The organism is Methanothrix harundinacea 6Ac (assembly GCF_000235565.1).
Taxonomy (GTDB): domain Archaea; phylum Halobacteriota; class Methanosarcinia; order Methanotrichales; family Methanotrichaceae; genus Methanocrinis; species Methanocrinis harundinaceus.
Window position 1 is genome coordinate 651,521 of sequence record NC_017527.1, and the last position, 13,376, is coordinate 664,896.

Below are 13,376 nucleotides of genomic sequence, written 5' to 3' on the forward strand. Positions count from 1 at the left end.
CCGGAGGAAAAGGATAAAGACCGGCCCTGACCTTCGTCCTCGAAGAAGAGCGGATCAAACCGGTGAACTCCCATGAATCTCGAAGAGCTGATCGCCGCGGCCCGCGGCGAGGTGGAGGTCGACCTCCTCCTGGAGGGGGCGGATCTGGTGAACACCCTCTCCGGCGAGGTCCATCGGGCCGACGTGGCGATCTTCCGAGGGATGGTGGTGGGGTTCGACCCCTCCAGCGCCCGCGAGACGATCGACCTATCCGGGAGGGTCCTGGCGCCGGGGTTCATCGACGGCCACGTCCACCTCGAGTCGGCGATGGTGACCGTCCCTGAGTACGCGAGGGCCGTCGTCCCCCGGGGGACGACCGCCATCGTCGCCGACCCCCATGAGATCGCGAACGTCCTGGGGGCCGAGGGGATCAGGTACATCATCGCCTCGGGGAGGTCGTCGCCCCTATCGGTCTACGTGATGCTCCCCTCCTGCGTCCCCGCAACCCACCTCGAAACCTCAGGCTCCAGCCTCGACGCCGGGGCCCTCTCGGAGCTGATCGACGAGGAGGGGGTCCTGGGGATCGGGGAGGTGATGAACTACCCGGGGGTGATCTTCCGGGACCCCTCAGTCCTGGCGAAGATCTGCCTCGCCGGGATGAGGCGCAAGGACGGCCACAGGCCAAGGATCGACGGCCACTCCCCCCTCCTCTCTGGGAGGGACCTGGCCGCCTACGTCGCCGTCGGGATCGGGTCGGACCACGAGTGCACCTCTTCCGAGGAGGCGAAAGAGAAGCTCCGGCTGGGGATGAGGATCATGATCCGGGAGGGGACGGCGGCAAAGAACCTCGACGACCTCCTGCCTCTGGTGACGGAGGCGAACGCCAGAAGGTTCCTCTTTGTCTCCGACGACCGCCACCCCTCCGATATCCTCCGGCAGGGGCACATCGACTCCATGGTGAGGAGGGCGGTGGGGGCAGGCCTCGACCCCGTCGTCGCGATCTCGATCGGAAGCCTCAACGCCGCCGAGTACTTCGGCCTCTCGGACCGGGGCGCCGTCGCCCCGGGACGGAGGGCTGACATCGTCGTCCTCGACGACCTGGATGGGTTGAACGTCCAGAAGGTCCTGAAGGGAGGGGCCGTCGTCGCAGAGGGCGGCCGCATGATCGTACCCCTCCCGAGGGCGCCGTCGCTCCGATCGTCATCGATGAAGCTCGCGGGGCTGGGTCCCGGATCCTTTGATATAAAGGCCGAGGGGGACCTGGTGAGGGCGATCGGGGTGATCCCGGACCAGATCATCACGAGGTCGCTTCTGGCCAGGCCGAAGGTTGAGGGGGGAAAGGTGGTCTGTGACCTCGACTCCGACCTACTCGAGATGGCCGTGGTGGAGAGGCACCGGGGGACGGGGAACGTCGGCCTCGGCCTCGTCTCCGGATTCGGCCTATTGAGGGGCGCCATCGCCACCTCCGTCGCCCACGACTCCCACAACATCGCCGCCGTCGGGGTGAGCTCGGAGGAGATCTTCGCTGCGGTCTCGGCGGTGGCAAAGATGGGGGGCGGCCTGGTCGTGGTGGACGGAGGAATCGTCGCCGCGTCCCTATCGCTCCCCATAGCCGGCCTCCTCTCGGACCGATCGATGGAGGAGGTGGCAGAGAAGATCGAGGAGGTGACGGGTGCCGCTAAGAGCCTCGGCTCCGCCCTGGACGACCCCTTCATGACCCTCTCCTTCCTATGCCTGCCCGTCATTCCGGAGCTGAAGCTGACGGACAGGGGGCTCGTCGACGTCACCAGGTTTGATTTCGTCCCCCTCTTCGTCGGCGATGGCGAGGAGGCCTGAGGGGTCGGATCTCGTGCCGGGGAGATCTTTGCTGGATCGGGGTGGCGGCGGAGTTCCGGGGCTGGGAAGATGAGCCCCAAGAAGAGGCCCCTCGACTCCAGCCCCGCTGGAATCTGGTTTCGCTGGAACAAGAGGAACAGCTACAGCATCGCCGCCCTTCTTCCCCTGGTGGAGGGAGCGGGGCTCGCCGACGGTCCCCGGGACGGGATCATGCTCTACAGCTTCGCCACCGCCCAAGCCGAGGAGGTCTATCGGGAGGTCGCCGGCTCAAAGGTCAAGGCGGTCTATGTCGCCGGAGGGCCTCACCCCTCGGCGAGGCCGGAGGAGGCGCTCCGCCACTTCGACTACGTCGTCATCGGGGAGGGGGAGGAGACGCTTCCGGAGCTCCTAGGCGTCATCAGGGGTGGGGGCGACCCCGAGGGCGTCCGCGGCATCGCCTATCGGCGGGAGGGGGCGGTCAGGATCACGCATCCGCGTGAGCATGTCGACCTCGACCTCTACCCACCTTTCAAGCCGCCGATCTTCTCCCCCCTGGAGATCAGCCGCGGATGCCCCTGGGGGTGTGCCTACTGCCAGACCCCCTGCCTCTTCGGGCGGAGGATGCGCCACCGGTCGATCCCAGTGATCCTGAGGTACGCCCGGTGCTACTCGGACCTCCGGTTCACCTCGCCGAACGCCCTCGCCTACGGCTCCGACGGAGTCCACCCCCGGATCGATAAGGTAGAGCGGCTCCTTGCGGCCCTGTCGGATCTGGGAAAGCCGATCTACTTCGGGACCTTCCCCTCCGAGGTGAGGCCTGACTTCGTGACGGAGGAGGCGGTGGAGCTTTTGGCGAGGCACTGCACCAACCGGACCATCAGCATCGGGGGGCAGTCCGGAAGCGATAGGATCTTGAAGATGGTAGGAAGGGGCCACGACGTCGAGGCGGTGAGGAGGGCCTGCGACCTCTCCCTCGCCGCCGGCCTGGTCCCGAACGTCGACCTGATCGTCGGCCTCCCCGGGGAGACGGCGGAAGATCAGGCTCTGACCCTCGACCTCGCCCGGGAGGTGGTCGGGGGAGGCGGCCGGGTCCGGGCCCACCACTTCACCCCGCTGCCGGGAACCCCCCTGGAGGGGAGAGAGCCCGCCCCCCTGGCGGCGGAGGTGGAGAAGGCGATGGGGGAGCTCGCCCTCCGGGGAGTTGCGACCGGCCGGTGGGATGCGGCCGGTCAGAGGTAGAAGCGGCGGAAGGGGGTCCTGTAGTCGTCGAGGAGCTCGTACTTCACCACGATCCGGTCGTTCTCGACGTGGATCTCCCTCACCGCCTGGGAGAAGAGGTACCAGGCGTACCCCCGGTCCGGGATCTTCAGCCTCTCCGGGAGGCTTGCGGAGAACTCCGTCTCGTTCAGGATGTAAGATCGGAGGAGTTCGCTCCCCGAGGCGAAGAGGAAGGGGAAGCCCACCCGCTCCACCTCCTCCGCCATGCAGGGGTCGGTCAGCCTCAGCCTCTGCTTCAGATGCTGCCGGTACTCCTCCTCCGTGATGACAAGCTCTTTCAGTTCGCTCAACGTCTGTTCACCCCCCAACCCTGAAGCGAGATGAGAGATAAAAATTGCGGGGCCGGGGGAGGCCCAGGCCGATGAGGAAAAGGGAGATCCCTTCCCGGGCGGGCGGCGGTCGTTGGCCAAAAAGGAGGGAGGGCCTGGGCCGCCACGCCTTTCGGGGGATGGACCCGGGGGACGATCCGGAAGGTTCGCGCTCCGCCCACTGTTCATTTATCCTGCGCCATCTCACCGGAGCCGGGAGCTCCTTCGACGGAGACCTCCAGGTCCAGCCCCGAGAGGGCGCCGACGACGTCCTGGGCCATCGTCGCCCTCGTCTCCGGGTCGAGGTCCTGGGATAGGACGACCCTGACCCTCCTCCCCTCCACCTCGATCCCGTCGACCCTCTTCGCCGCTACGATGTTCAGCCCCTTCGCGGGGTCGAGGACCCCCGTCATCATCCTCCGGACGAAATCCTCGTCTATCGACCTCTTGCCCTTTATCGCCTCGTACTTCATGATCGCCGCCTTCAGGCCGGATGTCGCAAGCTGGGCGCAGTGGACCTTCTGCTTGGGGAGCCCCCCCAGCTCCTCCACCACGTCCTTGAAGTGGATCCCCCTCGCCTCCTCCAGGGTCTTGCCCTTGGCCAATTCGGTGGTGGCGCTGGTGCTGGCGATGTTCGCGGCGCAGCCGAAGCTCTCGAACTTGATATCCTCGATCACCTCCGTCTCGGGGTTGACCTTCATGTAGAGCTGGACCATGTCGCCGCAGGCGGCGCTCCCCACCCTCGCCGTCACGTCCGCGTCCTCAATCCTCCCGGGGTTCCTCGGGTTTTTGAAGTGGTCCAGGACCTTCTCGGTATATCCAAGGTTCGTCATTTATCAGGCCTCCACCTTCTGCTCCTGCCTTCCGCCCGAAATGCCGGCGGCGTCGGCGGGACAGGCCGCTATCTTCTCGACGAGCTTTGCGAGGACCTCCTTCCTCATACCGCCGACGAACTTGATCGACCCGACGACGAGGTGGCCGCCGCCGTTGACGCCCCCCGCGGCGATCTCCTCCCGGAGCTCCCGGACCATCTTCGGGATGTTCATCCGGACCCCCCGGCTCCTCAGGACGGCGAAGTCGGGGCCGTAGCCGATGGTCACCACCGGCTTTCCCTCATACCTCTTGCAGAGGAGGTCGTGGACCTCCCCGGAGGTCTTCCCCGGCGGCGGGAAGGTGAACTTGTGGGCGTAGTTCTCGACGTCCAGGACGTTCATCACGGCTCCGTTCGGGAGGGTCTGGGTCTTGACGTGGGCGAGGGAGGCCCGGAGCTGCTCGTCGATCGCCTCCTTCGCCTGCTCGCAGAGGAGCTGGACGATCTTCCTGTGCCGGTCGAGCCTCCCGAGGCAGAGGATGTCGTTGACGAGGCCGCGACCATCGTTGAACCGGAGCCAGAAGGCCTCGTAGTCCAGGGCGAGGGCGATCTTCTTCAGGTCATCGATGGAAAACCGATCCTCCACGAGGCGGATGTACCGGGCGGCCTCGGGGGCCTCGCTCCGGTCGCCGACGGCGGAGACCGCCGGGAAGTGCTTGATCTTCTCCTCCACCTCGGGGTTGATCATCCTCGCGATCTCCGTTCCTATCATCCCGGTGGTGATCCCGAAGTCCCCCCCCTGGTGGGCGGGGTTGACGTGGGCGATGAGGTACTTGTCGACGGCCTCGTCGGGGTGGTGGTGGTCGACGACGAGCATCTCCAGGCCGTAGATCTGGGCCTGCTTCATCGCCGGGACGTCCTCCTCGGTGGAGCCGTTGTCCATCAGGACGATGAGGGGCATCTTCTGGTCGTGGCGGGAGTGGTCCTCCAGGGCGTAGGAGAGGTCCTTGGTGACGTCCTCCAGCTCGTAGAAGGGGGCCTTCGACGGCGCCCGGCGATAATTATAATATTCGGCGTCGGCCCCTCCCACCTCCCGGATGAGGGGGAGGATCGCCGCCTCGATCGCCACCGCCGCGCTCATCCCGTCGGCGTCGGCGTGGTGCCTCACCACGATCGGCTTCGACTTGAGGATAGCCCGCCGGATCTCCTTCGCCACCTCCCTCATCTTAGGCCGGAGCCTCGATATAACCTCGCTCTCCACCAGGAGAGGGAGGTCGGCGGGCTCGGCTCGCTCGTCGATCGCCCTCTCGATCCGGTCTTTGACGCCGGAGGCCTCGCCCCCCCAGAGCTGCCTCATCGACCTGATCTCGATCTGGATCTGGCCGTTTCTGACCGAGACCTCCCCGATCGCCCTCACGATCATCTCGGTGTCGACCTCCGGGTAGGCCCGGACCCCCGCCCTCTCGAAGGCGGCGCAGAAGACGAGGCCGCTGTCGTCGGCGACGGTGAAGATGGTGGGGCCGCCGGTCTGCTTCACCTGGATCACCTCCCCCTCGATGGAGACGATCTTTCCGACCCGGCCCGGCAGCTCAGTGACCCTGGTCCTGGGGAGCTCCTTTCTCACCTCCAGGGTGTGGTGCTCCCCCACCTCCACCGGCTCCAGCTCGATGTTGCCGTTGGGGGCGATGTTCCTCACCCGGACGACCATCTCCTCGCCGACCTCGGGGGTCCTCTTCAAGAACTTGTTGTGGGCGAGCCCCCGGACGTGGTCGTTCAGGTCGACGAAGGCCCCGAAGTTGGCGATCCCTGAGACCTTCCCCCGATAGATGTCGCCGATCACCAGGTCCTCGGTGTCGCAGGCCCTCTCCAGGACGTGGACGACGGGCTTTTTGGAGCAGTTGGCGCAGAGCTCGCTCCGGGTGGAGAGCTTGGCGCCGCAGATGGCGCAAGAGTACTCCCGCCCGAGGCCCCCGCAGGCCTCGCAGGTCTCGGTGACGGGGATCTTCCCCTCGCCCTTGCAGACGGTACATCTCGTCGCCCCCTTCGTCACCAGCTCGTCTATCTCGCTGGCAGAGGCCTCGCCAAGGCTGACGGACTCGATCCTGCCGGTCCCCTTGCAGTTCGGACAGGCCTTCTCTCCGGTGACCGAATAGCCTTTGCCCCCGCATCTATCGCAGAGCTTCATCGCCGGGGAGAAGGCCTCCAAGGGATTTATCGGTTTTGGAGGAGACGAGGGGATAAATAGCATCTCCGACCTCTCCCGGCCATGCGAGTTGTGGTCTTGCGCCTCGGCCACCGGCCGGAGCGGGACAAGAGGATCACCACCCACGTCGGCCTCGTCGCCCGGGCCTTCGGGGCTGAGGAGATGATCCTGGCGGGGAGGGACGAGCGGCTCGTCAGCGGCCTTGAAGACGTCGTCCACCGATGGGGCGGGGAGTTCCGGGTGAGGTCCGTCGGGAGCTGGCGGGGCGAAGCTCGGCGGTGGAAGGAGGCGGGGGGGAGGATCGTCCACCTCACCATGTACGGCGAGCCGATCTCCGAGAAGATGGATGAGATCCGGTCTTCAGGGGATCTGATGGTGGTGGTGGGGGCGGAGAAGGTCCCCGCCGAGATCTACGAGATGGCGGACTGGAACGTGGGGGTCGGAAACCAGCCCCACTCGGAGGTGGCCGCCCTCGCGGTCTTCATGGACCGGCTCTGGGAGGGGGAGGAGCTGGCGCGGGAGTTCTCGGGGAAGATAGAGGTCGTCCCCAGCCCCCGTTACAAGACCGTCATCGAGCGGCCCGAGGGTGAGGGGGGGTGAGGGGAGATAGGCCCCGGCGGGTCCTCGTCGTCGGCCAGTCCGTCCGGCCGATCGCCCTCTCGGCGGTCCGGGCGGGGCATGCCGTCTTCGCCGCGGACTGCTACTCCGACCTGGACCTGGTGGAGTCCGTATCGAGGTCCGTCCACCTCGACTGGGATCCGGCGAGGCCGGAGGCCCTCCCCCGGAAGGCGAGGGCCGTCATCGAGGCGGCGATCGATGCCGGCTCCATCGACTGCCTCGTCCTCGGCCCCGGGGCCGAGGGGATGAAAGTCGATGGGGTCAGAGTACTGAACAACCCGCCGGAGAAGTTCGCAGAGGCCTCCGACAAGCTCCGCCTCGCCCGCTGGCTAGAAGAGGAGGGGTTTGCGGCGGTTCCGACCTGGCGGGTCGGTGACGCCCCGACGGCCGACTTCCCCCTCATGGTCAAGCCCCGGCGGGGGGCGGGCGGGGGCGAGAACCGGCTCGTCTACGCCGAGGAGGAGCTTGCCCTCCTCGAAGGGGATCTGATCGTCCAGGAGTTCGTCCGAGGGACCCCCGCCAGCGTATCGGTGATCGCCGACGGGGAGCGGGCGGTGGCGATCTCCGCAAACGAGCAGCTGATCGGGACCGAGTGGCTCGGCGGAGCAGGCTATCGATACTGCGGCAACATAACGCCCCTGGCCCTCCCCCCCGACGCCTCCGCGGAGATGATGAGGATCGCCGAGGAGATCGCCTCCCGCCTCCAGCTCGTCGGATCCAACGGCGTCGACTTCATCCTCGCGGCCTCTGGACCCCTCGTCCTGGAGGTGAACCCCCGGTTCCAGGGGAGCCTCGACGCGGTGGAGATATCGACGGGCCTAAACCTCTTCCAGGCCCACCTCCTCTCCTTCGACGGCCTCCTTCCCAAAAGGCCCCAGCCCCGGAGGTCTGGAGGGAGGGGGGTCTTATATGCTGAAGATGGGCTGAAAATAGATGGGGACCTCCGGGCCGTCAACCGATGGATCGCCGACGTCCCCAGCCCCGGATCGTCCCTTAAGCGGGGCGACCCCGTCACGTCGATCCTCTCCTCGGCGGCGGACCGGGATGGAGCCCTGGCCCTTCTCCGGAGGAGGAGCTCATCGATCCGCAGGGCCCTTAGAGGCCTCTGAGGCTCACCAGGACATGACCCGGTAGAACCAGTGGGAGATTATGGTGATGAACTTTTCAAAGCCGCTTCCCTTCTCCAGCTTCTTTCGATCCTCATCCCGGTACTTCTTATCCTTCATCCAAGACATGATTTTTGGGTTGTCGATCTGGAGATATAACGATATCGGTCTTTGGCCCAAACCGGCAGGCGGCCAGGAGGCGGCCTGCCCATCCATCTGGAGCTTCGGCGGACCGGGACGGCGGCTTTGGGGAGGATTTCGGAGTTTTTGGCCGGCCCCTGAAGAAGACGTCGGCGCGAAACCAAAATCTTTATGATACATAAGAGCGGCTCTCATCCCCAGTGATAGATATGGATATAGTAACCACCATCCAATACCTTCAGGCTCTGATCGTGCTGGTGCTCTTCTTTGGGATTCTGGCCGTCGGGTTCAAGGTCTGGCGCTGGAACTACGCCTGACCCCGCCCCGAGGATCTCTTTTTTTCGTTCCGCCGCCCACCCTCAGCCGTAGCTTCGCCGGCCCTCGGCTAGTAGCTTCCCAGGACGACCACCTTCGTCCCCTGGAGGTCGAGCCTGGAGCCCTGGCCGGGGCGTATCTGGACCGATGCGGAGCTGAACTTGTACCCGGCGGCGTAGACTGAGATCGAGTGCCATCCGGGGGCGAGGGATGCGCCGTAGCCTCCGTCCCGATCGGTGGTGACGGTGAAGATCCCGTCGATCCGGACCGTCGCCCCGGGGACGGGGGCTCCGCTCCTGTCGGTGACGACCCCCTCCACCCAGCCTGCTTCATACGCTCCGGGGTCGGCCTCGGGGGACCAGCCTGTCTGGTACCCCACCACCGTCCCCGCCGCCGAGACCGCCCCGGTCCAGACCCGGGCTGTCGAGGGGCTGAAGGTGAACCCCTCCTTCTCCGCCGTCACGGTGTAGCTCCCCGAGGGGACGTCCATCCCGTAGTAGCCCTGGAGGTCCGTGGCGGTGGTGAAGATCCCGCCCGCCGATCCTGTCATCCTGACGAGCGCCCCCGGGATCCCGTTCCCGCGGGTGTCCACGACCCTTCCCACCAGGCCGTAACCGGTGGGGTAGCCGGCGGAGCTGACGGCTAGGGGGACGGGGTTGCTCCACCTGCTGGTGTTGAACTGATAGCGGTGTTCCTCCAGGGTCTCAGCATATTGGTCGATCCGGTACCAGCCCCGGGTCACCAGCCCCTGGTACAGGATCCTCCTCCCGCCGTCGTAGACGGAGAGCGGCCCCCACTCGCCGACGTAGAGCCAGAGGGTGTAGGGGGAGCCGAGGCCGACGACCCCCTCCGTCACCAGGAGGCGACCGGACTGGAGGTAGAGCTGGTTTCTGCTCGAGACATCGGCGCCGATGGAGAGGTTGTATTCCGGGGCGAAGGGATCGGCGGAGACGATCCGAGGAAGGTCTCGGCTCTCGGGGGAGAAGGGGTCCCAGGGGGGCCTCCCAGGGTAATAGGTCGATTCGTAACCTGGGCCGAAGGGGTCCCATTCGGGCCTATCGGCGGCGAAGGGATTTGGAAGAAAATCCAGCATCGTCATCTCGTCGGCGGCGGTGCCGCCGGCGGTAAAGGCTGCAGCATAGACCAGCACCAACATCCAAAACGCAGATCCTACGAATGATCTCAAGGCTTGAACCTCCCCAAAATAAACGACTACCGCCATCGACTTAAAGATTGCGGGTTTGGAGAGCCGACCGTATCCGGCGAACCCTAGCCGCCGGGGACGGAGGATCTTTAGGATCCGTCACCAGGGCTCGAAGTCCTCTGAAGAAACGTCCTTTTACGAAAACGCTTAACTCAGAAAAGGTCGATTTCAGGGCGGCCTGGATTGGATCCGTCAACTAAAGGCGGACCTGTATCTCCCTCCCCGGCGAACGAGGCGGTGGAGGCGGCACCAGGGAACACATATATAAGCCCGAAAGAAGGCCATCATATAAAGTCTATATTGTTTGGAGGAGAGTCATGAACCACCGTAGGGCTGGAGGACTGCTTTGCCTGCTCCTGGTCACCGTGGCGGCAGTTCTGCCAATGGGAGCGTTGGCGCAAGTAGGGGATGCTCCAGATGAATCGGTCCTTACCGGGGCCGGCCCCTCGAATGAAACGGGCGCTGTAAACGATACCGCTGAAGAGGAGGCCGGAGTGGAGGAGCTGCCTCCCGGAGACGTCGAGGAAGGGGTGGAAGATCTGGCGCCTGAGGGATCCGAGGCGGGTGCGGAGGATCTTGCGCCCGAGGGATCGGAGGCGGGTACAGAGGATCTTGCGCCTGAGGGATCTGAGGAGCCGGTTGCAGAGGATCTGTTGCCGCCCGAGGGATCGGAGGCGGGTGCAGAGGATCTTGCGCCTGAGGAATCTGAGGAGCCGGTTGCAGAGGATCTGGCCCCTGACGGATCCGAGGAGGTTGCAGAGGATCTCGTGCCTCCAGAGCCGGTCGACGAGGCGCCGATGATGGATGCGCCGATGGAAGATGCCCCCAGGGACGACGTCCCTCTCGCAGAAGCTGCCCTGGCGGCGGCCGTCTCCGATCTGAACTCATCGGAGGAGAATGAGACGGTGGAGGAGGAGATGGTCGAGGAGAACGAGACGGAGGAGGAAGAGGTGGAGGAGGCGCTCTCAGAGACCGATAGGATCTGGCGCGAGGGGAAGAACCCGGCCACCTACACCTGGACCCCCCAGACCTTCTCGGGGTTCTTCTACGACCTCGACGACGACGTGGGGACTGAGACCCTCACCGTTCACCTGAGGGAGTCGGGGGGAAGTTACGACCGGTCCATCCGAGAGGATGAGCTGGAGTACGTGACGGAGGCCGATTCCATAACCTATGAGTTCAGCGATTGGGGCCAGTATCAGGTGATAGGCTTCATGGCTCAGAAGTACTTCGCCGGATATGAGGGGACGGACTCCGCCGTGGTGAGCAAGGGGATCAGCCTCCTGGACGAGGAGGAGCTCCACGAGGTTCTGATCGACGACGATCAGGAGTACACCGTCGACACCGGCTCGGTCCTCCCCCTGGGCGAGGGCTACGAGCTCCGGATCAAGGAGATCGACCTCGACGGGAACAAGGTCTGGCTCGCCCTCGCCAAGGACGGCTCGGAGGTGGACAGCCGAGTCGTCGACCCCACCAGCCTCGGATCTTCGACCTACAAGTACGAGGCCGACCTCCGGGGCGATAAGTTCCCTCTGGTGATGGCCCACGTCAGAAGCATCTTCAGAGGGGCTGAGACGAGCCTCGTCACCATCGACGGCCTCTTCCAGATCTCCGACAAGTTCGTCACCGTCGCGAGCGGCGACACCTACGGGAGCATGGAGGTCGACTCGATATCTGGAAACACCATCAGGATGGCCAACGACAGGACCATCACCCTCCGGATGGGGAGGACCGTCCCGGTGATGGGGGACGTCAGCTTCCTGGTGGCCGACGCCAGCGAGCTCCGGTTCGCTCCGACGGTGAAGAGGACGGGGAGCTACGAGATCCGGGGGACGATCGTCGACCCGGCGGAGGGCGAGTTCACCTGGACCCCCTACAACTTCGAGGGGTTCTACTACGACATCGACGACGACGTGGGGACGGAGACTCTGACGGCCCGGTTCTCCGGAGAGAGGATCGCCGACGGAGATCTGACTTACGGGACCTATCCCCAGTCGGTCCCCTTCGAATATGCCGAATGGGGGAGCTACAACGTCATAGGCTTCTTGGCCGAGAAGTACTTTGCAGGGTACAACTCCGAGACCGTCTTCACCAACGAGTTCAGCCTGATAAACGAGGGGCAGCTGAGAAAGGTCCTGATCGACGACGACCAGTCCTACACCGTCAGGAGCGGCACCACCTTCCCCCTGAAGGAGGGGTATGAGCTGCGGATAAAGGAGGTGGACCTCGACGGTAACAAGATCTTCCTCTCCATCACCAAGGACGGTGAAGAGGTGGACAGCAAGGTCGTCGAGCCGGGGAGGACCGTCACCGGCTCCACCTTCACCTATGAAGAGCGGATCAGCGGCGAGAGGGTGCCGATCGTCGCAGTCCACGTCCAGAGCGTCTTCCGGGGGAGGGAGGAGGATCTGGCCACCATCGAGGGGATCTTCCAGATCTCCGACAAGCCCCGATCCGTCGAGGAGGGCGAGACCTACGACAAGATGGAGATCGATAGCGTCTCTGACAGCGGCATAGTGATGACGAACGACGGCTCCATCAGCCTCGGCAGGGGGAGGACCGTCTCCATCATGGAGAACATTATGTTCAGGATCGCCGACAGCGACCAGAGGCTGGTAGTCCCGATCGTCGAGGTGAAGGCGGATCTGAAGCCGATGACCCTCGGTATCCCGCAAGCTGTGGTCGGGACCCCCGCCGAGATCAGGGCGACCTCGGAGGGAGCTCCGATCATCGGGGCGATCATCACCATCGACGGCGAGGAGGTCGGAACCACCACCGCGGATGGGATCTACCTCTATACCCCGCCGGCGGCCGGAAGCTTCGAGATCTCGGCGAAGAGGGACGAGTACACCGAGGTGAAGGGGGTCCTCGTCGTCAGCGAGGTCGCGGAGGAGAGGATCCTGGCCGTCACCGCGCCTCAAGAGGTGATGAAGGGCGAGAGCTTTGTGATCAAGGCCACCATCGGAGTCGACCTGAGGCCGGTGGAGGGCGCGGATATCGGATTCGAGAACGTCACCATCGGGACGACCGACTCCCTCGGGACTTTATCCTACGCCTCCGATTCCGTCGGCTCTTACACCATCACCGCCTCCAAGGAGGGTTATGAGAGCGGCTCGAGGAGGATCGTCGTCGCATCCCCCATCAGAATAACGGGGATCGAGATGCCTGAGACGGTCCGGGCCGGAAAGACGGTCGAGATCACCGCCACCGCCGAGAACCCGGGGGCTGTCAGCGACACCACCACGGTGGAGCTGAGGGTGAACGGGGTCCCCGAAGGGACGATGGAGGTGACCGTTGGCCCCGGCGAGACGGGATCTGCGGCCTTCGAGTACCAGCCTCTGGAGCCGGGGCTCTACACCGTGGAGGTGAGAGGGATTCAGAGGACGTTGACGGTGGAGGAGAAGAGCTCCGCCGGGACCATCGTCGGGATCCTGGTGATCCTCTTCGCCCTGGGTGGAGGAGCTTACCTCTACTCCACCGGAAGGCTGAACGAGATGCTGGGGCAGATCAAGAACCGCTGATCCTGCCCCAAACCATTTTTTTCGCCCACCATCCGAACCGGAGGTCTCTTTGGGTGGGGTGGAGGCGGAGGGGTCCC

General features: G+C 65.0%; 10 protein-coding genes. 5 read left to right on the top strand and 5 right to left on the bottom strand.

Annotated features, from left to right (window positions below; translation table 11 throughout):
• The first annotated feature begins 72 nt into the window (after window positions 1–72).
• Together ade and MHAR_RS03260 are read left to right on the top strand one after the other, a co-directional pair.
• A complete protein-coding gene (gene ade, locus MHAR_RS03255; RefSeq protein ID WP_014586192.1) occupies window positions 73–1,815 on the top strand; it encodes an adenine deaminase in 1,743 nt (580 codons plus the stop codon).
• Window positions 1,816–1,884: 69 nt separating this feature from the next.
• A complete protein-coding gene (locus tag MHAR_RS03260) occupies window positions 1,885–3,033 on the top strand; it encodes a TIGR04013 family B12-binding domain/radical SAM domain-containing protein (RefSeq protein WP_014586193.1) in 1,149 nt (382 codons plus the stop codon).
• On the opposite strand, the gene MHAR_RS03265 is transcribed toward MHAR_RS03260, so the two are convergent.
• The 3 genes from MHAR_RS03265 to MHAR_RS03275 all read right to left on the bottom strand — a co-directional run bounded on the left by MHAR_RS03265 (window position 3,024) and on the right by MHAR_RS03275 (window position 6,376).
• Window positions 3,024–3,362 (bottom strand): hypothetical protein, encoded by a 339-nt coding sequence (locus tag MHAR_RS03265; RefSeq protein ID WP_014586194.1) that lies wholly within the window; start codon window positions 3,360–3,362, stop codon window positions 3,024–3,026. The two genes, MHAR_RS03260 and MHAR_RS03265, sit on opposite strands and share 10 nt — an antisense overlap.
• A 203-nt stretch (window positions 3,363–3,565) precedes the next feature.
• The gene (locus MHAR_RS03270) at window positions 3,566–4,213 is read right to left on the bottom strand and encodes an iron-sulfur cluster assembly scaffold protein (RefSeq protein ID WP_014586195.1); all 648 of its coding nucleotides are present in this window, start codon (window positions 4,211–4,213) and stop codon (window positions 3,566–3,568) included.
• A gap of 3 nt (window positions 4,214–4,216) precedes the next feature.
• Window positions 4,217–6,376 carry a DHH family phosphoesterase gene (locus MHAR_RS03275; protein WP_048144791.1) on the bottom strand — a complete coding sequence of 720 codons (2,160 nt, stop codon included), beginning with the start codon at window positions 6,374–6,376 and terminating at the stop codon, window positions 4,217–4,219.
• An 81-nt stretch (window positions 6,377–6,457) separates the two neighbouring features.
• Between MHAR_RS03275 and MHAR_RS03280 the strand changes: the two genes are divergently transcribed.
• Entirely contained in the window at window positions 6,458–6,994 is a 537-nt protein-coding gene (locus MHAR_RS03280) for a tRNA (cytidine(56)-2'-O)-methyltransferase (protein WP_048144309.1), read from the top strand.
• A complete protein-coding gene (locus MHAR_RS03285; RefSeq protein WP_014586198.1) occupies window positions 6,991–8,121 on the top strand; it encodes an ATP-grasp domain-containing protein in 1,131 nt (376 codons plus the stop codon). Before MHAR_RS03280 ends, MHAR_RS03285 begins: the two co-directional genes overlap by 4 nt.
• Before the next feature lie 3 nt (window positions 8,122–8,124).
• Here the strand turns inward: MHAR_RS03285 and MHAR_RS14035 are convergent, their stop codons facing one another.
• Both MHAR_RS14035 and MHAR_RS03290 read right to left on the bottom strand, forming a co-directional pair.
• The gene (locus MHAR_RS14035) at window positions 8,125–8,247 is read right to left on the bottom strand and encodes a hypothetical protein (RefSeq protein WP_266335538.1); all 123 of its coding nucleotides are present in this window, start codon (window positions 8,245–8,247) and stop codon (window positions 8,125–8,127) included.
• A gap of 397 nt (window positions 8,248–8,644) precedes the next feature.
• Window positions 8,645–9,730, bottom strand: coding sequence for a carboxypeptidase-like regulatory domain-containing protein (locus tag MHAR_RS03290; RefSeq protein ID WP_048144310.1), 1,086 nt, complete (start codon window positions 9,728–9,730; stop codon window positions 8,645–8,647).
• Window positions 9,731–10,095: 365 nt separating this feature from the next.
• Between MHAR_RS03290 and MHAR_RS03295 the strand changes: the two genes are divergently transcribed.
• Window positions 10,096–13,299 carry an S-layer protein domain-containing protein gene (locus tag MHAR_RS03295; RefSeq protein WP_081472253.1) on the top strand — a complete coding sequence of 1,068 codons (3,204 nt, stop codon included), beginning with the start codon at window positions 10,096–10,098 and terminating at the stop codon, window positions 13,297–13,299.
• The last annotated feature ends 77 nt before the right edge of the window (window positions 13,300–13,376 follow it).

Excerpts from the sequence above, each read along its gene's own strand:
- ade (WP_014586192.1), top strand. The coding sequence starts at position 73 with ATGAATCTCGAAGAGCTGATCGCCGCGGCCCGCGGCGAGGTGGAGGTC.
- MHAR_RS03260 (WP_014586193.1), top strand. The coding sequence starts at position 1,885 with ATGAGCCCCAAGAAGAGGCCCCTCGACTCCAGCCCCGCTGGAATCTGG.
- MHAR_RS03270 (WP_014586195.1), bottom strand. The coding sequence starts at position 4,213 with ATGACGAACCTTGGATATACCGAGAAGGTCCTGGACCACTTCAAAAAC.
- MHAR_RS03275 (WP_048144791.1), bottom strand. The coding sequence starts at position 6,376 with ATGAAGCTCTGCGATAGATGCGGGGGCAAAGGCTATTCGGTCACCGGA.
- MHAR_RS03280 (WP_048144309.1), top strand. The coding sequence starts at position 6,458 with ATGCGAGTTGTGGTCTTGCGCCTCGGCCACCGGCCGGAGCGGGACAAG.
- MHAR_RS14035 (WP_266335538.1), bottom strand. The coding sequence starts at position 8,247 with ATGTCTTGGATGAAGGATAAGAAGTACCGGGATGAGGATCGAAAGAAG.
- MHAR_RS03290 (WP_048144310.1), bottom strand. The coding sequence starts at position 9,730 with ATGTTGGTGCTGGTCTATGCTGCAGCCTTTACCGCCGGCGGCACCGCC.
- MHAR_RS03295 (WP_081472253.1), top strand. The coding sequence starts at position 10,096 with ATGAACCACCGTAGGGCTGGAGGACTGCTTTGCCTGCTCCTGGTCACC.